This window comes from Pseudomonas fluorescens (genome assembly GCF_018614655.1).
Lineage (GTDB): Bacteria > Pseudomonadota > Gammaproteobacteria > Pseudomonadales > Pseudomonadaceae > Aquipseudomonas > Aquipseudomonas fluorescens_BX.
Genome location: NZ_JAGGOG010000025.1, coordinates 155,302 through 176,162, shown reverse-complemented (window position 1 = coordinate 176,162; position 20,861 = coordinate 155,302). Strand labels below are relative to the sequence as shown.

Sequence of the window (20,861 nt, the reverse complement as noted above, 5' to 3'; positions counted from 1 at the left end):
AAGCAGCTCGCTGTCGAAACCTACATAACTCTTTGTTTACCAAGGAGTTTTCAGTTTCGACTGCGCCGGAAGTGGGGCGAATTATAGACTTCCAGAATCTGCCGTCAACCCCTAATTTCACAAATCTGTCATATCGGTCAAAAAAGCCCGAAAACACGAAGGCCGGCTCCAAGGAGCCGGCCTTCAGCCTTTCTATTTACAGGCTAGGAAAGGCGAACTGCGACGCTTCATGACTGGCCCGCTGCGGCCAGCGCTGGGTAATTGCCTTGCGACGGGTATAGAAACGCACCCCGTCCGGCCCATACGCATGCAAGTCGCCAAACAGCGAACGCTTCCAGCCACCGAAGCTGTGATAAGCCACCGGCACCGGCAACGGCACGTTAACGCCAACCATGCCCACTTCAATCTCATCGCAGAACAGACGCGCCGCTTCACCGTCACGGGTGAAGATACAGGTGCCATTGCCGTACTCGTGATCGTTGATCAGTTGCATCGCCGCTTCCAGGCTGTTCACCCGAACTACGCACAGCACCGGTCCAAAGATCTCTTCTTTATAGATGCGCATCTCAGGGGTCACGCGATCAAACAGACAGCCGCCCAAGAAGAAGCCATCTTCATGACCGGCAACACTCAAGCCACGACCATCGACCACCAGCTCAGCACCCGAAGATACACCGTCTTCTATATAGCCACTGACCTTGTCCCGCGCCTGACCAGAAACCAGCGGCCCCATATCCAAACCACAAGTCGTACCCGCACCGATCTTCAACGCCTTGATCTGCGGTACCAGCTTGGCGATCAGTGCATCAGCCACCTGATCACCCACACACACAGCCACCGAGATCGCCATGCAACGCTCACCACAAGAACCATAAGCCGCGCCCATCAAGGCACTGACCGCGTTATCCAGATCCGCATCCGGCATCAGCACCGCATGGTTCTTCGCCCCGCCCAACGCTTGCACACGTTTGCCACGCTTGGTGGCTTCGGAATAGATGTACTCGGCGATCGGCGTAGAACCTACAAAGCTCAGCGCTTTGACTTCCGGCGCCTCAATCAGTGCATCCACCGCGCCTTTGTCACCATGCACCACGCTCAGCACGCCTTTAGGCAAGCCGGCGTCCTGCAGCAGTTGTGCAATCAATAGCGTCGAGCTTGGATCACGCTCCGACGGTTTGAGGATGAAGCAGTTACCGCAGACGATCGCCAACGGGTACATCCACAACGGCACCATCGCCGGAAAGTTGAACGGCGTGATACCGGCCACCACACCCAACGGCTGGAAGTCAGACCAGGCATCAATGTTCGGGCCGACGTTGCGGCTGTACTCACCCTTGAGGATTTCCGGCGCCGAACACGCGTACTCGACGTTTTCGATACCGCGCTTCAACTCGCCAGCGGCGTCTTCCAGGGTCTTGCCATGTTCTTCACTGATCAACTGCGCAATGCGCGCTTCGTTCTGTTCCAGCAACTGCTTGAAACGGAACATCACCTGAGCACGCTTGGCCGGTGGCGTGTTGCGCCACACGGGAAACGCCGCCTTGGCCGAGTCGATAGCACTTTGAATAGTTTCGCGACTGGCCAGCGGCACTTGATGGATCACTTGGCCAGTGGACGGGTTGTACACATCAGCGCTGCGACCGGTATCGGTCACCAGTTCGCCGTTGATCAAATGCTGGATAAGGCTCATGCAGGGCTCCTGAAAAGTTGTCCACAGGCGCAAGTCTCGTCGCGCCTGATGTGTTCTATATAGAAGGAGAAATCAGTCGATCTTGTTCAGCACTTCGCCGACCGCATCGAACAAGCGATCCAGGTCCTGTGGCTTGCTGTTGAAGGTTGGCCCGAATTGCAGGGTATCGCCGCCGAAGCGCACGTAGAAACCGGCTTTCCATAACGCCATGCCTGCTTCGAACGGCCGCACAATGGCATCACCGTCACGCGGGGCGATCTGGATCGCACCGGCCAGGCCATAGTTACGAATATCGATCACGTTCTTGCTGCCCTTCAGGCCGTGCAGCGCATACTCAAAGTGCGGTGCGACTTCGGCCACGCTCTGCACCAGGTTTTCCTTCTGCAGCAAATCCAGTGCCGCCAGGCCAGCCGCGCAGGCCACCGGGTGCGCCGAGTAGGTGTAACCGTGGGGGAATTCCACTGCGTACTCAGGCGTCGCCTGGTTCATGAACGTCTGATAGATCTCGGTGCTGGCAATCACTGCACCCATCGGGATCGCGCCGTTGGTGACTTGCTTGGCAATGCACATCAGGTCTGGAGTCACGCCGAAGCTGTCGGCGCCAAACATCGAACCGGTACGACCGAAGCCTGTGATCACTTCGTCGAACACCAACAGAATGTTGTGCTGGTCACAGATCTCACGCAGACGCTTGAGGTAACCCTGTGGCGGCACCAGTACACCAGCGGAGCCGGCCATCGGCTCGACAAACACTGCGGCGATGTTGGATGCATCGTGCAACTCGATCAGCTTGAGCAGCTCGTCGGCCAAAGCGATACCGCCCAGCTCTGGCATACCACGGGAGAAGGCATTGCTCGCCAACAAGGTGTGAGGCAGATGGTCAACGTCCATCATTGCCTGACCAAAAATCTTACGGTTGCCGTTGACGCCACCCAGGCTGGTACCGGCAATGTTCACACCGTGATAACCACGGGCACGGCCAATCATCTTGGTCTTGGTCGCCTGGCCTTTCAGGCGCCAGTAGGCACGCACCATCTTCACCGCGGTATCGGCGCACTCGGAGCCGGAGTCGGTGAAGAACACATGGTTCAGGTTACCCGGGGTCAGGTCGGTGATTTTTTCTGCCAGCTGGAATGACAAAGGATGACCGTATTGGAAGCCCGGCGAGTAGTCCAGAGTGCCCAGTTGCTTGGCGACCGCTTCCTGGATTTCCTTGCGGGTGTGCCCGGCGCCACAGGTCCACAGACCCGACAGCGAGTCATACACCTTGCGTCCCTTGTCATCGGTCAACCAACTACCTTCAGCCGCTACGATCAGGCGGGGGTCGCGATGAAAGTTACGGTTGGCGGTGTACGGCATCCAATGAGCATCCAGCTTCAATTGGCTGGCCAGAGAGGACGGAGCGTTTTCGGGCATGTTCATGAGCAAAACCTCGCAAGGCAAAAGGCAGCGTAGGGATTCGAAAAGCGTTGTTGCAGCTAAATTGCCACGGGGATAAAGTCGGTGAAATTCAACTCTTCTAACCTTCAGTCAGGCCTTCACTAAACTATGAGCAGCCGTCGCCCCGATCCCCTGGCGCAAGTCAGCGACTTCGATATCCGCCTGCTGCGCATCTTTCGCAGCGTGGTGGAATGCGGCGGCTTTTCGGCAGCGGAAACCGTGTTGGGCATCGGTCGTTCGGCCATCAGCCAACAGATGAGCGACCTCGAACAACGGCTGGGTCTGCGCCTGTGCCAACGAGGGCGCGCCGGTTTTTCCCTGACCGAGGAAGGGCGCGAGGTCTACCAATCGGCATTGCAGCTATTAAGTGCCCTTGAAAGCTTCCGCACCGAGGTCAACGGCCTGCACCAGCACCTGCGGGGCGAACTGATCATCGGCCTGACCGACAACCTGGTCACCCTGCCCCACATGCGCATCACTCATGCCCTGGCGCAGTTGAAAGAACGCGGGCCGGACGTGCAGATCCAGATCCGCATGATCGCCCCCAACGAAGTGGAACAAGGCGTGCTCGACGGTCGCCTGCACGTTGGCGTAGTCCCCCAGGCCAGCGCCCTCTCGGGTCTTGAGTACCAACCGCTGTACAGCGAGCGCTCGCTGCTCTACTGCGCCGTCGGTCATCCCTTGTTTTATGCCGACGACAAGCAGTTGGACGATGAGCGCATCAACAGCCAGGACGCAATTGCGCCGACGTTCCGCCTGCCCGCCGAGATTCAGGCTCACTATCAGGCCCTCAATTGCACCGCCAGCGCCTCCGACCGTGAAGGCATGGCCTTCCTGATCCTGACCGGCCGCTACATCGGCTATTTGCCGGATCACTACGCCAGCCTCTGGGTGCAGCAAGGACGTCTGCGCGCCCTGAAACCCGCCGTGCGTTTTTATGACCTGAGCCTCGCTTCGGTCACGCGCAAGGGCCGTCGCCCTCATTTGGTGCTGGAAAGTTTTCTCGAAAGCCTGGCGGCGACCCGCTGAGACGGGCCTTACAGAAAAACCTGAGCACATGGACAGTTTTTTGCAAGGCATGAGGACCTTGAACCGTCAGCCTCGAGTTTGCCTGCCATGCCGCCAGAATCCTCCAGCACCAGTGATCTGATCTACGGCCTCAACGATCGTCCGAAACCACTGCCCGCATTACTTGCCGCCTTGCAACATGTGCTGGCCAGTTTCGTCGGGATCATTACCCCGCCGCTGATCATCGGCTCCACCTTGGGTTTGACCGCCCACCTGCCCTACTTGATCAGCATGGCGTTGATGGTTTCGGGTGTCGGCACTTTCATACAAGCCCGTAGGCCGTTTGGTATCGGTGCGGGAATGATCTGTCTGCAAGGCACCAGCTTCGCTTTTCTCGGTGCAGTACTGTCGGCCGGTTTTCTGGTCAAGCAACGCGGCGGTAGCCCGGAAGACATCCTGGCGATGATCTTCGGCGTATGCTTTTTCGGCGCAGTGGTGCAGATAGTGTTGAGCCGTTTTATCGGCCAACTGCGACGAGTGATCACACCCCTGGTTACCGGGATTGTCATCACCCTGATCGGCATCAGCCTGATCAAGGTTGGCATCACGGATTTGGGCGGCGGATTCAATGCTTCTGATTTTGGCGCCCCCACCAACCTGGCCCTCGGCCTGTTCGTCGTGTTAACGATCATCCTGCTTAACCGTTCGAACACGCCATGGGTACGCCTCTCGGCCATCATCATCGGCCTCGTGCTGGGCAGCCTTGCCGCCTGGTTCAGCGGCAAACTGGTGCCCCAACCGCTGCCCGACCTGCCGCTGATCAGCCTGCCGACGCCCTTTCGCTTCGGCTTCAATTTCGATTGGAGCGCTTTCCTGCCAGTCGCGCTGATTTATCTGATCAGCACCATCGAAACCGTCGGCGACCTTACCGCCAACTGCATGATCGCTCGCCAGCCCATCACTGGCCCGTCTTATATAAGCCGGCTCAAGGGTGGCGTGCTGGGGGATGGCGTCAGTTGCATGATTGCCGCCACCTTCAGCGCCTTTCCCAACACCACCTTCGCCCAGAACAATGGCGTCATCCAACTGACCGGCGTCGCCAGTCGTTATGTCGGCCTGTACATCGGTGTGGTGCTGTTTTGTCTCGGACTGTTTCCACTGATTGGTGCGGTGCTGCAACAAATCCCTAAACCCGTCCTGGGCGGTGCAACCCTGGTGATGTTCGGCAGCGTCGCCGCCGCTGGCGTACGTATTCTCGCCCAGGCCCCGCTGGACCGGCGCAGCATGTTGATTATCGCGACCTCGTTCGGCGTCGGCTTGGGCATTGCCGCCCAGCCGAACTTGCTGCATCTGATGCCAACCCTGGTACAGAACCTGTTCGACTCAGCCATCACCAGCGGCGGGCTGACCGCGATTGTGCTGTGCCTACTGTTGCCCGAAGCCAAGGCCACGACAGTTGGCGCAAAACAGGCACTGGAAAGCGACCCCCTGGAATCGCTTTAAAGGTTTTATCGTATCGGGACTTGTCTGAGGCTTGAGGGTGGGTTATCTGTGCACACGTCGCATTCATCGATCTGCACGGAAACCTCCATGAGCCTAGAAGTTCCTGCCCATAGCAACCACGCTGGAAAACCTGCGAGCCGCATTCGGCAAAAGAACGAACAAGCGATCATTCAGGCCGCCGAAGACGAGTTCGCCCGCCATGGCTACAAAGGCACCAGCATGAACACGATCGCTGCGAGTGCCGGGCTGCCCAAAGCCAACCTGCACTATTACTTCACCAATAAGTTGGGACTGTACATCGCCGTCCTCAGCAACATCCTCGAACTGTGGGACAGTACGTTCAACGCGCTGACCGCCGAGGACGATCCTGCCGAGGCGCTGACTCGCTACATCCGTACCAAAATGGAATTTTCCCGGCGCCAGCCCCAAGCCTCGCGGATCTTCGCCATGGAGATCATCAGCGGTGGCGAATGCCTGACCGAATATTTCAGCCAGGACTACCGTGCCTGGTTCAGCGGCCGGGCAGCGGTGTTCCAGGCCTGGATCGACACCGGCAAGATGGACCCGGTAGATCCGGTGCACCTGATCTTCCTGCTCTGGGGCAGCACCCAACATTACGCCGACTTCGCCACCCAGATCTGCCGTGTCACCGGTCGCACCAAGCTGACCAAACAGGACATGGAAGATGCCGGCACCAACCTTATCCACATCATTCTCAAAGGCTGCGGCATCAAGCCAGCCCTCTAAACGAAGCGACTCATGCCTTTCACACTTACCGGCCTTTGCGAGTTTCGCGAAGAAATACGCAAAAGCCGCTTCATCACGCTTGCCACTCCAATCTCCAGCCCTCAGGACGCCCAGGCGTTTATCGATCAGCACAGTGATCTCAATGCCACGCACAACTGCTGGGCCTGGAAATTGGCCGATCAGTACCGCAGTAACGACGATGGCGAGCCCGGCGGCACAGCCGGACGCCCGATCCTGGCAGCTATCGAGGCCCAGGCATTTGATCAAGTGGCAGTGCTGGTCATCCGCTGGTACGGCGGCATCCAGTTGGGCACCGGCGGGTTGGCCCGAGCTTATGGCGGCGGTGCCAATAAATGCCTGCAGAATGCCGAGCGAATCGAGTTGATCAACCGCGTCCCCCTGAGCTGTGCCTGTGGTTTTGCCGAACTGACGCTGGTGAAACTGCGCGTCGCCGAACTCGGCGGGCTGGTGGTGGAAGAAACCTTCACCGCCAACGGCGTGGAATTGCAATTAGCGCTGGGCGAAGCGCAGATCAACACCTTGCAGACACAACTGGCGGACCTGAGCCGCGGACGCATCCTGCTGCAACGCTGAAACTGCCCACACCTACTGTGCACCTGCCTGTGGATAACCTGAGCACACTCGCCTGTAACCCTTCTGTCACAAGGGCTTGAAGGTGTTGTTCAATTTTTGCTCAGGTGAGCACACGAAAGTATTAATCCAGCTCTAAAACAGTCAGTTAGGTTGTATATCGCCTTTAGAACAAAGTAATGCAGCGCTTATACCCAGCCCGCAAGCTTGCGCACAATTCCTGTGGAGGAACCTGTGGATAACCCGTGCAAGAGTGCGCAGGCAGTAGGGGCGGCAACGCTTGCGGACAACTGTGCATTTTTTGATCAGCCCATTAGACTTTACTGCCGTGAAGACTGAGGTACTGTTGTCCACTGAACTCCTGAACCTTCACTCAAAAGGAAGCCCTTCATGCCTACGCCAAAAACCGCATTGATCATCGGCGCCTCCCGGGGCCTGGGCCTTGGTCTGGTCAAGCAACTGCTGGGCGACGGCTGGCAAGTCACCGCCACCGTACGCGACCCACAAAAGGCTGATGCCTTGAAGGCCTTGGGCAATGTACAGGTCGAGCAGTTGGACATGGATGATCAACACGCCGTGATCGCCCTGAGCCAACGCCTCAAAGCACAGACCTTCGACTTGCTGTTCGTCAACGCCGGTGTCAAAGGCCCAGCCAATCAAACACCCGGATACGCGACGCAGGCAGAAGTCGGCCAGCTGTTTTTCACCAATGCCGTGGCACCGATCAACCTGGCCCAACGCTTTGTCGGGCAGATTCGTCCGGACAGTGGTGTGCTGGCGTTCATGAGCTCCGTGCTGGGCAGCGTTGCCATCCCAGATGGTGCGGACCTGGCGCTGTACAAGGCCAGCAAGGCCGCGCTGAACTCCATGACCAATAGCTTCGTCACCCAACTGAGTGATCAGAAACTGACCGTACTGTCCCTGCACCCAGGTTGGGTAAAAACCGACATGGGCGGAGAAGACGCACACATCGACGTCGAGACCAGCGTCCGTGGCCTGGTCAAGCAAGTGAATGCCTACACCGGCAAGGGCGGCCATCACTTCATCGACTACCTGGGCCAGAGCATTCCCTGGTAAACATCACCCGGATCGTTATCGCCCGATTGCCTGCGATAACGATCCGCACGTAAACTCCACCTCTCGCCCTTCCCGGCGACCCTGGATCAGCAGACAGGGCAACACTGAGCTGGCAAACCTGAACCCATCATTCAGAGGAGCCGGCCAATGCCTGCGACCCGTATCTGGTTAAAAAACCCTCTCGCGATTTTCACCGCCAATACCCTCGACGCCCGTGGCGGCCTGGTGGTGCAGGATGGCGTGATCGTCGAAGTCCTCGGCCTGGGGCAAGAACCTGCCAGCGCCTGTGGACAAGTCTTCGATGCCCGCGAGCATGTGATCCTGCCCGGGCTGATCAACACCCATCATCACTTCTATCAAACCCTGACCCGTGCCTGGGCCCCGGTGGTCAATCAGCCGCTGTTCCCATGGTTGAAAACCCTGTACCCGGTATGGGCGCGACTCACACCCGAGAAACTGGCGCTGGCCACCAAAGTCGCCCTGGCTGAACTGCTGCTTTCGGGCTGCACCACGGCCGCCGATCATCACTACCTGTTTCCCGATGGTCTGGAAAACGCCATCGACGTGCAAGTCGACAGCGTGCGCGAGCTGGGCATGCGCGCCATGCTGACCCGCGGCTCCATGAGCCTGGGGGAAGCCGACGGTGGCTTGCCACCGCAACAAACCGTGCAACAGGGTGAAGTCATCCTGGCCGACAGCCAGCGCCTGATAACCCAGTACCACGAACGGGGCGACGGCGCGCAAATCCAGATCGCCCTGGCGCCCTGCTCACCGTTCTCCGTCACCCAGGAAATCATGGCCGCCAGTGCCGAACTGGCCAACGGCCTTGACGTACGCCTGCACACCCACCTGGCAGAAACCCTCGATGAAGAAGATTTCTGCCTGCAGCGCTTCGGCCTGCGTACCGTGGATTATCTGGACAGCGTCGGCTGGCTCGGACCGCGCACCTGGCTGGCCCATGGCATTCACTTCAACCCGGACGAGATTGCGCGGCTCGGCGCGGCGGGTACCGGGATTTGCCATTGCCCAAGCTCCAACATGCGCCTGGCCTCGGGCATTTGCCCAACCCTGGACCTGCTCGCAGCCGGTGCGCCAATTGGCCTGGGGGTAGACGGTTCGGCCTCCAACGATGCCTCGAACATGATGTTGGAAACCCGCCAGGCGCTGTATATCCAACGCCTGCGCTACGGTGCAGAAAAGATCACACCGGAGTTGGTATTGGGTTGGGCCACCAAAGGCTCGGCGCAATTGCTCGGCCGTAGCGATATCGGTGAGTTGGCCGTAGGCAAACAGGCTGACCTGGCACTGTTCAAGCTCGATGAGCTGCGTTTCTCCGGCAGTCACGATCCGATTTCGGCGCTGCTGCTGTGCGGCGCCGATAGGGCGGATCGGGTGATGGTGGGTGGCAAGTGGCGAGTGATCGATGGGCAAGTCGAAGGACTGGACCTCAAAGGCTTGATTGCCGATCACAGCCAGGCGGCGCGCGCCTTGATCAGCGGAACCTGAGCCCGGCCCGATCAAATGTGGGAGCGGCGGTGCGACGATTCGACTTGCTCGCGAAGGCGGTGATTCAGTCGATACAGATGTTGACTGATATACCGCCTTCGCGAGCAAGCCCGCTCCCACACAAGCCCGCACACATTGAATGTGCTGCGTTCTGAAGGGCGGTTACAACCCCAACAGCGACAACATGATAAACGTCGCAAACAACACAAAATGGGTCATCCCTTCGATGGCGTTGGTTTCGCCATCGTTGAGGTTGATCGCGCTGACGATCAGCGTGATAAATACCATCACCGTCTGCACCGGCGTCATCGCCATCTGAAACGGTTGGCCGGTGTACAACGCCATGGCTTCCATCACCGGCACCGTCAGGATCACCGTCGACAACGAAGCGCCCAGGGCAATGTTCACCACCGACTGCATGCGATTGGCCAACGCCGCCCGCAACGCGGTCAAAATCTCCGGGGCTGCGGAAATCGCGGCCACCAGGATTGCAGTGATCACCGGCGGAGCACCCGTTCCTTCAAGGCCAAGGTCCAGAGTCTTGGACATCACCTCGGCCAGTGCACCAATCACGATCACCCCAAACACCAAGGTAGCGATCGAGAACGCCAGACTGATCGGCGGGTTTTCTTCTTCCGGCTGTTTTTTGCGGCGCTTTTCCGGGTAGCTGTAGCTGAAAAAGTAACTGTGAGGCCCGACCTGCATCCGCAAAAACAAGGTGTACAACACCACCATCGTACCGATGGTGAAAGCCGAATAAATCTTCCAGTCACCCTCGGGGATAAATTCCGGCACCACCATCGAAACCCCCATAGCGGTGAGGATCATCACACTATAGGTACGCGCCGAGTCATCGTTGTAGGACTGCTCGCCATGCTTGATGCCGCCCATCAATGCCGCCAGGCCGAGGATACCGTTGATGTCGAGCATCACCGCTGAATAGATGGTGTCGCGCACCAGCGTCGGTGACGGCTCATTGCTCATCATGATCGCCAGGATCACCACTTCCACCAGTACGGCGGCGAGGGTCAGGATCATGGTGCCGTAAGGATCGCCGACCTTTTCCGCCAACTGCTCGGCGTGATGGGCCACGCGCATCGAGGCCACGACGATGAAACCGATCAGCACCAGGCCGCCCAGCAGCGCGACTTTCTGCCCGCTATGGAGCATCCAGTGTTCCATCGGGTAGGCAGCGATGGCGGCAATCAGCGCCAGCAGCATGAACTTTTCTTGCTTGAGGGATGTGAGCATTACGAACCTTTTTCGAACGGCAAATCAGTCATGGATGGGGTACAGACTGCATCACGCCGCTAACGTTTCGTTACACCTTAGTCCACTCACCGCTTGCGCGAAGAAAGCGAATGCTCACCGTTTGGTCAGGTTTTGCCGATTATTTCAGTCTTGGCCTGTAGAATGCCGCTATTGCACCTGATGAGAACTTATAAATGTACGACTGGCTCAACGCCCTGCCCAAGGCTGAATTACACCTGCATCTGGAGGGCTCGCTGGAGCCTGAGTTGCTGTTCGCCCTGGCCGAACGCAACAAGATCGCGCTGCCGTGGAACGACGTCGAAACCCTGCGCAAGGCCTATGCCTTCAACAACCTGCAAGAGTTTCTCGACCTTTATTACAAAGGCGCCGATGTACTGCGCACTTCCCAGGACTTCTACGACCTGACCTGGGCTTACCTGCTGCGCTGCAAGGCGCAGAACGTGATCCACACCGAACCCTTCTTCGACCCGCAGACCCACACCGACCGCGGCGTGCCGTTCGAAGTGGTGCTCAACGGTATCGCGGCCGCCTTGAAAGATGGCGAGCAGCAACTGGGCATCACCAGCGGTCTGATCCTCAGCTTCCTGCGCCACTTGAGCGAAGAAGAAGCCGAGAAAACCCTCGACCAGGCGCTGCCGTTCCGTGACGCGTTTGTCGCCGTTGGTTTGGACAGCTCCGAAATGGGCCACCCACCGAGCAAGTTCCAGCGAGTGTTCGATCGCGCCCGTCACGAAGGCTTCCTGACCGTCGCCCACGCCGGCGAAGAAGGCCCGCCGGAATACATCTGGGAAGCCCTCGACCTGCTGAAGATCCAGCGTATCGATCATGGCGTGCGTGCCATCGAAGACGAGCGCCTGATGCAGCGGATCATCGACGAGCAGATCCCGCTGACCGTGTGCCCGTTGTCCAACACCAAGCTCTGCGTGTTCGACGACATGTCCCAGCACAACATCCTCGACATGCTTGAGCGTGGCGTGAAGGTCACGGTGAACTCGGACGACCCGGCGTACTTCGGTGGCTATGTGACCGAGAACTTCCATGCGCTGCACACCTCTTTGGGCATGACCCAGGACCAGGCCAAACGCCTGGCGCAAAACAGCCTGGATGCGCGGTTGGTGAAGCCTTAATCACCTAATGATGTAGGGGCAGCGGCCAGCCGGGCAATTTCCAGCTGCCCCACTTCGGTAATCTGCAACGCCTGTGACTCATTGATCAGACTGATCCAGCCCGACTGCATGAACAGCTGCAATAAGCCGGCGCCCAATGCGCCACCTAGATGTGGCTGTTGCTCACTCCAATCGAAACAGTCACAGGCAATGGGCGAATTGCAGCCCTGCGCCAATGCCTGGGTAAAAATCCCGAAGCCCGCCAAGTTAAGCGCGCCTTTGGGGGTTACCTGGACCCGTTGCTCCTGGCGCTCAACCCACCCGGCCGCCCTCATGCGTTGATAAAGCGCCGCCGCCACTTGGCCCCCTAAATGTCCCTGGCAAAGTCTGGCACGGAGCAGTGACGCCGGTGCAACCAGAGCCTTGACCACCAGCGGCTTACTGCGTGCCGCGCTAGCCACCGTAGCACTGGCCAGTGCGTCGACGGCGGCGCCTACGTCGGGGGCGGCCATCCGAAAAAAACGCTTTTTCCCCCTCGCCTCGACATGTAACAAACCGCCGGCCGCCAACAGCGTCAGGTGGGCATTAGCCGACGCAGGCGATACCCCCACCAGGTGCGCCAACTCATCAATAGGTTTAGCCGAGCCGTCCATCAATGCCCATATCATCGCGGTGCGTTTGCGGTCGGCCAGCAGTGTGGCGATCTGGCTGATGCAAGGTGCCTGTTCCATGTATTCACTCCCTGTTGAATCATTTGTCTGCTGCTCTGCGCGGAAAAGTATAGGCGCGAAAACACCCGGTTCCGCGGCGTCTGACAGTCCAATCACAGACAGGCGTCGAGTGAAAAGTCCCGCAATTGCCGAGGTTATTACGTAGCGATCAATCGGTCTGGCAACTGCGCGGTCAACTTCGCACAACGGGACACGAGCATTTCCCGCAGCAGGTTGATCGGCTTGCTCAACTGCGCGCGATGGGCACACAACAGATTGAGCGGCGTGCGCTCACCTTGCAGCTCCGGCAGAAGCAGGCGCAGACGCCCGGCCAACACATCAGCACTGACGTCCAGCCAGGACTTATAGGCAATGCCGACACCCGCCACGGCCCATCGCCGAACCACGTCGGCATCGTCACTGAAACGGTCGCCCGTCACCGTCAGGCTGACCTCGCGCTTGCCGTCGTGAAAACTCCAATGGTCATGCACCCGGCTGCCGAGCATGTACAGCAGGCAATTGTGCTGGGCCAGTTGCTCCAGATGACGAGGTTCGCCATGTCGGGCCAGGTAGCTGGGCGCGGCGCACAGTACCCGAACATTCTGCGGGGCGATGGGCAAGGCAATCAGGCTGGAGTCCTCGGGTTCGCCGTAACGCAGGGCGATGTCCACCGGCTGGCGGAACAAGTCGGCAATGCGATCGCCCAACAGCAGGCGCACGCTCAGCTTGGGGTATTCGCTCTGGAACTCATCCAGCCAGGGCAGCAGTTGATTACGGCCCAAGTCCGACGGCGCCGACAGCTGCAAGACACCACTGACCTGGTCCTGGCCGCTGGCTAATAACCGGCGCCCCTCGTCCAGGGAACTCAAGGCCGCGCGGGCGTACTCCAGAAACCCCTCGCCTTCCGCCGTCAGGCGCAGGCTGCGGGTGGAGCGTGCCAACAGTCGCGCCCCCAGTTGCTGCTCAATGCGCTTCAACGCTGCACTGGCCACCGCTGCCGACATGTCCATGACCCGCGCCGCGGCGGAGAGGCTACCCAGGTCCGCCGCGCGGACAAATAACTGCAAATCATCAAAACGCAGCATGCTGATCGTCTCGGCCGATTATCAATAAAAAATTGAAAGAGACTGCTCTTTTAGCGGGTTTTATCTTCAAGAGAAATAGCCAATCATCTGTCCATCCTGTTCATCACGTGCCTGGAGCCGAATATGTCCGCCGCCTTTAACGTCATCGCCACGCTGATTGCCAAACCCGGTCAACAAGACACCCTCGAACCATTGCTTCGCGGGCTGCTGGAACCTACGCGCGCCGAAGCCGGTTGCCAGCAATACGACTTGCACCAGGACCTGCAACACCCCGAGACCTTCTACATGCTCGAGCGCTGGAACGACGACGCCGCGCTGGACGCTCACGACCAGAGCGCCCACATCCAAAGCTTCCGCGCCAAGGCCGCTGACGTGATTGAGCATTTCGAGCTCAAGCGCCTGAAGTTCCTCGGCTGATCACTGATCTCATTTTCTGGAAACCCTCATGAAAGCTATCGCTTACTACGCCTCACTGCCCATCAACGATCCAATGTCCCTGCAAGATATCGAACTGCCGGAACCCGTCGCCGGTCCCCGTGACCTGCTGGTGGAAGTCAAAGCCATCTCGGTCAACCCCGTAGATACCAAAGTCCGGCAGAACGTCGCCCCGGAAAACGGTGCGGCCAAAGTGCTGGGCTGGGACGTCGCCGGTGTGGTCAAGGCCGTGGGCAGTGAAGTGAGCCTGTTCAAGGCCGGCGACAAGGTGTTCTACGCCGGATCGCTGGTGCGGCTGGGCGGCAACAGCGAACTGCACACCGTGGATGAGCGTATCGTCGGCCACATGCCGAAAAGCCTGGGTTTTGCCGAAGCTGCCGCACTGCCGCTGACCGCCATCACCGCCTGGGAGCTGCTGTTTGAACGGCTGCAAGTACGCGAAGGCAAGACGGATGAAGGCCAGAGCCTGCTGATCGTCGGCGCGGCCGGTGGCGTGGGTTCGATCCTCACACAACTGGCCAAACAGCTCACCGCACTGAAAGTCATCGGCACCGCCTCGCGCCCGGAAACCCAAGCCTGGGCCAAGGATCTGGGGGCGGACCTGGTGATTGATCATAGCCAACCATTGAGCGAGGAGCTGAAACGCGCAGGTGTTGCGCAGGTGACTCACGTCGCCAGCCTGACCCAGACCGACCATCACTTGGATCAACTGGTGGAAGCGCTGATGCCCCAAGGCAAGCTCGCGCTGATCGATGATCCCAAGGCGCTGGACATCAGCAAGCTCAAGCGCAAGAGCCTGTCGCTGCATTGGGAATTCATGTACACCCGCTCGATGTTCGAAACGCCCGACATGATCGAACAGCACAACCTGCTCAATCGCGTGGCCGAACTGATCGACGTTGGCACATTGAAAACAACGGTGGGTGAGCACTTCGGGGTGATCAACGCCGCTAACCTGCGCCGTGCCCATGAGCTGCTGGAAAGTGGCAAGGCCAAGGGTAAGATTGTGCTGGAAGGGTTCTAAGAAACACGTCTGTCAGTGCCGTCCGTTATTCATGTGAGTGATGGACGACACCGCTAGTCAGAGACTTGATCCTTGTCATATTTGTAAGCGTATTCGGGTTTATATTGGCCGCCTTTGCCACGCAATCTTTTACGTGAGGAAATCAGCAATGAAGATCCTGATAAAAGCGTTAGCAAAATCCCAAGGCACCAAATGGCAGGTTCGTCTGGACCAGAACGCCTTTACCTTTCGCAGTGAGGCCGAAGCCCGCGCTTTTGCCGACACACTGCAAAGCCGAATCCAGGCGCCTCACCATTTTCCCGAACAACACCGCTCAGTCGGCTGACCCTGTAGCCGCTGTCGAGCTTGCGAGGCTGCGTTCGGCTGCGAAGCAGTCGTAAAGCGGCTTATACGGCCTGCCTGATGAAACACCTGCGCGACCTTACGAGGGCTTCGCCCTCGATCGCAGCCTCATTCTTCGGCAGCGGCTACAGCCAGCGCTTTTTCCCGCTGCAAGCGTCGGGTCAATGTGGCCACGGTCACCGCTAACACCCCGCACAAGCTGATGACCATCGCCATCGGCATGGCCGTGCCGTCGTGCAAAACCCCGACCAGTGACGCCGCACCCGCCGCCACACCAAACTGAATGCAGCCCAGCAACGCCGACGCACTGCCGGCCCGTGCGCCCTGCCCGCTCATGGCGCACGCCGAGGTGTTGGGCAAAATACAGCCCAGGCTGGCGATGCAAATAAACAGCGGCACCAACAATGGCCACAAGGCTTGCGTGTGCAACGCGCTGACCGCCAGTAGCGCCAAGGCCGCCACCAGGTAAACCCACACCGTGCGCCCCAGCAAAAACGCCGGGCCGCGCTTGGACAGCAACCGCGCATTGACTTGCGCCACCAGGATAAAGCCGGCGGCATTGGTACCGAACAGCCAGCCGTAATGCTCGGCAGGCACGCCGTAGAGCTTGATAAACACGAAAGGCGAGCCGGCGATGTAGGCAAACATCCCGGCAATCGCGATGCCGCCGGTCAGGGCATACCCGAGAAATACCCGATCCGCCAGCAAGCGACCGTACTGGCGTAATGCGCCGGACAATGGTTGGCGCGGCTGATTGGCCGGCAAACTTTCCGGTAGGCCAACAGCCACCGCCACGGCGGCGAACACGCTGAACACGGTCAATGCCAGGAAAATCGACTGCCAGCCATAAAGGCCGACCATCACCCCGCCCAGCATCGGCGCGAGGATAGGTGCCAGCCCGACCACCAACATCAACTGGGAAAACACCTTGGCCGAACCCACCGCGTCGCATTTGTCGCTGACCACGGCCCGGGAAATCACCATGCCCGCGCAGCCACCCAATGCCTGGACGAAACGCGCCCCGATCAGCCACTCCAGGGTCGGCGCGTAGGCGCAGGCCAGGGAAGCCAGGGTGAACAAAGTGACACCACTCAACAGCGGAACCCGTCGACCAAAACGGTCCGCCAACGGCCCATAGATCAACTGGCCGATGGCCAAGCCGGTGAAGTACACCGCCAAGGTCAGCTGGATATGTTTTTCGTCGGTGCCGAAGGCCAGGGCCATGGCCGGGAAGCCAGGCAGGTAAAAGTCGATCGCCAATGGCGCAAACGCGCTCAAGGCACCCAAAATCAGAATTATGCGAAGGTTCATCAGGCACCCAGCTCAGTCAGGACCGACAGTCTAGCCGGGCGTGGGGGCCTTGAACATTACGATAGCTCGCTAACTATTAAAAAATCAGGCGAGCCTGGCGCTGTAACCTTCTTCAGTGATCAGACCGATGACTTCTTCCGGCGACAGGCGGCTTTCAACGCCCACCTCCTTCGCCGCCAGGTCCACCCGCACGCTGGCCGCCGGATCCTTGCCTTGTACCGCCTGGGTCACTGCCCGGACACAATGACCGCAGGTCATTCCTTCAACATTGAATACTTGCATGACATGACTCCTTTAATGAGGGTACAGGCAGTTTTGACCTTGCCACGAGGGCAAGGTCAAGTTCTGAAAATATCTGCCGGGCTGGTATTCAGTCGCATCGTCGGCCAAGCTTCATCCCTCCACGATTTGATACTTCGGAGAATTCGCCATGCGCTGGTCGTTTTTTGGCCTTGTCAGCCTGTTGAGCTTGTTCGTTGCTACGCCGATGGCCAGCGCCGCCGAAGACTATGCTGTGTTGATTGTTTCCCGGGAGCGCCTGGAAGTGCCGACCAATTGCGAGATCGGCCTGTACATCAATGATCAGTTGGCAGGAAGGTTGTTCCAGGAACAGGCCACCTCGTTCAATCTGCCGAACGGCAAAGTGTCGCTGCGCCTCAAGCTGCTGCCGGGGCAAGCCGCCGGTTGCCTGCCGGGAATGCTGGCGCCCAAGGCACAAGAGGTGAATTTGAAAGCCGGCGATGTTCGCAAAGTGCGTATTGCCCAGGGCGAGGATGGGATGTACCTGAAACCAGCCACGCTGGGTTACTGAAACATTGATTTGAAACCTTGACCTTCCCCTCGGGTCAAGGTTGATCCTAGGCACTGTCGGGACGGCAATGGCCTTGTCGAGTGTCGGCATGAGCGCCAATGCACCGCAGTTGAAAACCTGGAAACCCAACGATCAGGAGGATCACCCATGAATATCGGCCAAGCGGCGAGTCAAAGCGGCTTGAGTGCCAAGATGATTCGCTATTACGAGTCCATCGCACTGTTGAAACCTGCCCACCGTACCGACAGCGGCTATCGCCTATATGGCCCCGACGACTTGCACACCCTGGCGTTTATCAAGCGCTCGCGGGACCTGGGGTTTTCGTTGGAGGAAGTCGGCAGGCTGCTGACCTTGTGGCAGGACCGGCAACGGGCCAGCGCCGACGTCAAGGCGCTGGCGCGCCAGCACATCGAAGAGCTGAACCAGAAAATTCGTGAGTTAGGGCAGTTGCGCGACACGCTGCAGGACCTGGCGGAGCATTGCCAGGGCGATCACCGACCGGACTGTCCGATTCTCAAGGAATTGGCGGCGGGCAGTTGCTGCAGCTCCAACTGACTAAACGCGAAACAAATGTGGGAGCGGCGGTGCGACCTGCTCGCGAAAGCGGTTGTAACCGCTGCTGAAGAATGAAGCTGCGATGGGCAGCCTAGCGCCCCAAGGCGGCTACAGCCGCCTTCGCGAGCAAGTCGAATCGTCGCACCGCCGCTCCCACATTTAGATCTCCATTTACCGTCAGATCACTGCATCCAAGGCGGCGGTGGAGGCTCCTCCGAGGCTTTGCTCGGTGGCGCATCGTCGGCCGCGCGGATCGCCTGACGCCGCTCTTCATCCAGTCGCGCCGCTTCGATCTCACGGATAACACCGCCCACGTCCGCCAACTCTTCCGGCTCGTCGAACTCGCCGGTCAAGGCGCTGGCCGGGTGCAGAGTGCCGGCTTCGTACAGCGCCCACATCTCCTTGGCGTACTTGGTCTTCTTCAATTCCGGCGCGAAACGCCCGAAGTAGGAAGCCATGTTGCCCACATCCCGTTCCAGCATGCTGAACGCGTGGTTGTTACCCGCCGCATCTACCGCTTGAGGCAAGTCGATGATAACCGGGCCCGTCGGCGTCAACAGCACGTTGAATTCGGACAGGTCACCATGCACCAGGCCCGTACACAACATCAGCACGATCTGGGAAATCAGGAAGGCGTGATATTCACGGGCCTGATCCGGGTCAAGCGTCACGTCGTTAAGCCGCGGCGCCGCGTCGCCGTATTCATCGGCCACCAACTCCATCAACAGCACGCCTTCAAGGAAGTCGTACGGCTTGGGCACACGAACACCCGCGCCGGCCAGACGAAACAACGCAGCCACTTCGGCGTTCTGCCAAGCGTCTTCGGTTTCTTTCTTGCCAAATTTGGAGCCCTTGGCCATGGCCCGGGCTTGCCGGCTGTTGCGGACCTTGCGGCCTTCCTGGTATTCGGACGCCTGACGAAAACTTCGTTTATTCGCCTCCTTGTAAACCTTGGCGCAACGTAACTCGTTGCCACAGCGCACCACATAAACAGCTGCTTCTTTACCACTCATGAGTGGGCGCAGCACCTCGTCGACCAGACCGTCCTCGATCAGGGGTTCAATGCGTTTAGGAGTCTTCATCAGCTTTTATTGTGGGTCCTTTATTACCAAACACGCGTATGGCACTCGTTATACGGCAATCCTCTCACGCCGGGGAGAGGGTACCGACCTTTGACCGCTTAAGAATGCATCCAATGTGCCAGATTAATTCGGCAATGCACCTTTTTGTCCGCGCTCCCTGCAGGAGCGAGGGCCCGCGGATGATAGCGGAGTTCAACGCTCGATAATCGCCGTAACGCCCTGGCCGCCTGCGGCACAGATCGAAATCAGCCCTCGGCCCTTCCCGGCCGCGTCCAACAGCTTGGCCAGGTTGGCGACGATACGCCCGCCCGTGGCAGCAAATGGATGCCCAGCCGCCAATGAACTGCCTTTGACGTTCAAACGACTGCGATCGATCGAGCCCAGCGGAGCGTCCAGCCCCAGGCGCGTCTTGCAGTACTCCGGATCTTCCCAGGCCTTCAGTGTGCATAACACTTGGGCAGCGAACGCTTCGTGAATCTCATAGTAATCGAAGTCCTGCAGCGTCAGACCATTCCTCGCCAACAAGCGCGGGACGGCATACACCGGCGCCATCAGCAGCCCTTCGGCGCCGTTGGCGAAATCTACCGCAGCCGCTTCGCCATCTCGCAGGTACGCCAGGATCGGCAAGCCGCGTTCCTTGGCCCAGGCCTCGCTGCCCAGCAGCACCAGGGACGCGCCATCGGTCAGCGGTGTCGAGTTGCCGGCGGTCAGGGTGCCTTTTTCGCTGCGTTCGAAGGCGGGCTTGAGGCTGGCGAGTTTTTCCAGGGTCAGGTCGGGGCGCAGGTTGTTGTCGCGGGTCAACCCGAGAAACGGCGTGAGCAAATCATTTTGCCAACCTTCGGCGTAGGACGCGGCCATTTTCTGATGGCTTTCCAGGGTCAGTTGGTCTTGCTCGGCGCGGGGGATCTGCCAGGTCTGCGCCATCAACTCACAGTGCTCGCCCATGGATAAACCCGTGCGCGGCTCACCATTGCGCGGCAGCTCCGGCTTGAGGTGATGGGGACGAAGTTGTAGCAAGACCTTTAGCTTTTCGGCCATGGTTTTGCTGCGGTTGGCTTGTAGCAGAATCTTGCGCAGCCCTTCATTGACGCCGATGGGTGCGTCGGACGTGGTGTCGACGCCTCCCGCAATCCCACATTCAATCTGCCCCAAGGCAATCTTGTTGGCTACCAGCAACGCCGCCTCAAGCCCCGTGCCGCAGGCTTGTTGAACATCGTAGGCCGGAGTTTGCGGCGACAACCGCGAGCCCAGTACGCACTCGCGGGTCAGGTTGAAATCCCGGGAATGCTTGAGCACCGCACCGGCGACCACCTCGCCCATGCGCAGGCCGTGCAGGTTGTAGCGTTCGATCAGGCCCTCTAGGGCGGCGGTCAGCATCGCCTGGTTACTCGCCGTGGCGTAAGGGCCATTGGACCGGGCGAAGGGAATGCGGTTACCGCCAATGATCGCTACACGGCGCAATTGAGTCATGGAAAGCTCCCTGAAGGTTGTGGGTCGAGTCTTTGAGACTAGCCTAGGCTCAATCGAACGACTTTCACCTATTGATGGTCCACCGTTTGAACCCCA

At 59.1% G+C, this 20,861-nt stretch carries 21 protein-coding genes; 12 read left to right on the top strand and 9 right to left on the bottom strand.

All coding sequences use genetic code 11. The features are described 5' to 3' along the window. Positions 1-196: 196 nt before the first annotated feature. Complete coding sequence (locus J7E41_RS24325) at positions 197-1,690, bottom strand: CoA-acylating methylmalonate-semialdehyde dehydrogenase (RefSeq protein WP_214996841.1); 1,494 nt, start codon at positions 1,688-1,690, stop codon at positions 197-199. A gap of 72 nt (positions 1,691-1,762) precedes the next feature. Further along, on the bottom strand, positions 1,763-3,112 hold the full coding sequence (locus J7E41_RS24320; protein ID WP_214996840.1) for an aspartate aminotransferase family protein: 1,350 nt from the start codon (positions 3,110-3,112) through the stop codon (positions 1,763-1,765). A 126-nt stretch (positions 3,113-3,238) separates the two neighbouring features. Here J7E41_RS24320 and J7E41_RS24315 point away from each other — a divergent pair, with 126 nt between their 5' ends. The 6 genes from J7E41_RS24315 (at position 3,239) to J7E41_RS24290 (ending at position 9,562) form a co-directional block, all read left to right on the top strand. Beyond that, positions 3,239-4,159: a LysR family transcriptional regulator gene (locus tag J7E41_RS24315; RefSeq protein WP_214996839.1), complete on the top strand. Its 921-nt coding sequence runs from the start codon at positions 3,239-3,241 to the stop codon at positions 4,157-4,159. A gap of 87 nt (positions 4,160-4,246) precedes the next feature. Beyond that, complete coding sequence (locus J7E41_RS24310) at positions 4,247-5,641, top strand: uracil-xanthine permease family protein (protein ID WP_214996838.1); 1,395 nt, start codon at positions 4,247-4,249, stop codon at positions 5,639-5,641. An 87-nt stretch (positions 5,642-5,728) separates the two neighbouring features. Continuing rightward, a complete protein-coding gene (locus J7E41_RS24305; RefSeq protein ID WP_214996837.1) occupies positions 5,729-6,388 on the top strand; it encodes a TetR/AcrR family transcriptional regulator in 660 nt (219 codons plus the stop codon). 12 nt (positions 6,389-6,400) lie between these two features. Beyond that, complete coding sequence (locus J7E41_RS24300; RefSeq protein WP_214996836.1) at positions 6,401-6,982, top strand: IMPACT family protein; 582 nt, start codon at positions 6,401-6,403, stop codon at positions 6,980-6,982. 387 nt (positions 6,983-7,369) lie between these two features. Beyond that, a complete protein-coding gene (locus J7E41_RS24295) occupies positions 7,370-8,056 on the top strand; it encodes an SDR family oxidoreductase (RefSeq protein ID WP_214996835.1) in 687 nt (228 codons plus the stop codon). A gap of 147 nt (positions 8,057-8,203) precedes the next feature. Continuing rightward, a complete protein-coding gene (locus J7E41_RS24290; protein WP_214996834.1) occupies positions 8,204-9,562 on the top strand; it encodes an 8-oxoguanine deaminase in 1,359 nt (452 codons plus the stop codon). 162 nt (positions 9,563-9,724) lie between these two features. On the opposite strand, the gene J7E41_RS24285 is transcribed toward J7E41_RS24290, so the two are convergent. Continuing rightward, positions 9,725-10,813: a calcium:proton antiporter gene (locus tag J7E41_RS24285; RefSeq protein ID WP_214996833.1), complete on the bottom strand. Its 1,089-nt coding sequence runs from the start codon at positions 10,811-10,813 to the stop codon at positions 9,725-9,727. Between the two features lie 194 nt (positions 10,814-11,007). Here J7E41_RS24285 and J7E41_RS24280 point away from each other — a divergent pair, with 194 nt between their 5' ends. Beyond that, complete coding sequence (locus J7E41_RS24280; protein WP_214996832.1) at positions 11,008-11,961, top strand: adenosine deaminase; 954 nt, start codon at positions 11,008-11,010, stop codon at positions 11,959-11,961. On the opposite strand, the gene J7E41_RS24275 is transcribed toward J7E41_RS24280, so the two are convergent. Both J7E41_RS24275 and J7E41_RS24270 read right to left on the bottom strand, forming a co-directional pair. After that, positions 11,958-12,671, bottom strand: coding sequence for an ArsR/SmtB family transcription factor (locus tag J7E41_RS24275; protein ID WP_214996831.1), 714 nt, complete (start codon positions 12,669-12,671; stop codon positions 11,958-11,960). The two genes, J7E41_RS24280 and J7E41_RS24275, sit on opposite strands and share 4 nt — an antisense overlap. A gap of 137 nt (positions 12,672-12,808) precedes the next feature. Further along, positions 12,809-13,735 (bottom strand): LysR family transcriptional regulator, encoded by a 927-nt coding sequence (locus J7E41_RS24270; RefSeq protein ID WP_214996830.1) that lies wholly within the window; start codon positions 13,733-13,735, stop codon positions 12,809-12,811. Between the two features lie 123 nt (positions 13,736-13,858). Between J7E41_RS24270 and J7E41_RS24265 the strand changes: the two genes are divergently transcribed. The 3 genes from J7E41_RS24265 to J7E41_RS24255 all read left to right on the top strand — a co-directional run bounded on the left by J7E41_RS24265 (position 13,859) and on the right by J7E41_RS24255 (position 15,519). Next, positions 13,859-14,152 (top strand): putative quinol monooxygenase, encoded by a 294-nt coding sequence (locus J7E41_RS24265; protein WP_214996829.1) that lies wholly within the window; start codon positions 13,859-13,861, stop codon positions 14,150-14,152. Positions 14,153-14,180: 28 nt separating this feature from the next. Further along, the gene (locus tag J7E41_RS24260; protein WP_214996828.1) at positions 14,181-15,194 is read left to right on the top strand and encodes a zinc-binding alcohol dehydrogenase family protein; all 1,014 of its coding nucleotides are present in this window, start codon (positions 14,181-14,183) and stop codon (positions 15,192-15,194) included. A gap of 148 nt (positions 15,195-15,342) precedes the next feature. Further along, entirely contained in the window at positions 15,343-15,519 is a 177-nt protein-coding gene (locus tag J7E41_RS24255; RefSeq protein WP_214996827.1) for a hypothetical protein, read from the top strand. A gap of 125 nt (positions 15,520-15,644) precedes the next feature. Here the strand turns inward: J7E41_RS24255 and J7E41_RS24250 are convergent, their stop codons facing one another. Next, positions 15,645-16,847 carry a multidrug effflux MFS transporter gene (locus J7E41_RS24250; protein ID WP_214996826.1) on the bottom strand — a complete coding sequence of 401 codons (1,203 nt, stop codon included), beginning with the start codon at positions 16,845-16,847 and terminating at the stop codon, positions 15,645-15,647. 84 nt (positions 16,848-16,931) lie between these two features. Further along, complete coding sequence (locus tag J7E41_RS24245) at positions 16,932-17,129, bottom strand: heavy-metal-associated domain-containing protein (protein WP_155584838.1); 198 nt, start codon at positions 17,127-17,129, stop codon at positions 16,932-16,934. Between the two features lie 148 nt (positions 17,130-17,277). Between J7E41_RS24245 and J7E41_RS24240 the strand changes: the two genes are divergently transcribed. Both J7E41_RS24240 and cueR read left to right on the top strand, forming a co-directional pair. Next, positions 17,278-17,658 carry a hypothetical protein gene (locus J7E41_RS24240; RefSeq protein WP_214996825.1) on the top strand — a complete coding sequence of 127 codons (381 nt, stop codon included), beginning with the start codon at positions 17,278-17,280 and terminating at the stop codon, positions 17,656-17,658. Positions 17,659-17,805: 147 nt separating this feature from the next. Then, a complete protein-coding gene (cueR, locus tag J7E41_RS24235) occupies positions 17,806-18,213 on the top strand; it encodes a Cu(I)-responsive transcriptional regulator (RefSeq protein ID WP_214996824.1) in 408 nt (135 codons plus the stop codon). A gap of 182 nt (positions 18,214-18,395) precedes the next feature. Here cueR and J7E41_RS24230 read toward each other — a convergent pair whose 3' ends face one another. Then, positions 18,396-19,295, bottom strand: coding sequence for a PA4780 family RIO1-like protein kinase (locus J7E41_RS24230; RefSeq protein ID WP_214996823.1), 900 nt, complete (start codon positions 19,293-19,295; stop codon positions 18,396-18,398). A gap of 192 nt (positions 19,296-19,487) precedes the next feature. Then, on the bottom strand, positions 19,488-20,765 hold the full coding sequence (locus J7E41_RS24225; protein ID WP_214996822.1) for an acetyl-CoA C-acetyltransferase: 1,278 nt from the start codon (positions 20,763-20,765) through the stop codon (positions 19,488-19,490). Positions 20,766-20,861 lie beyond the last annotated feature (96 nt).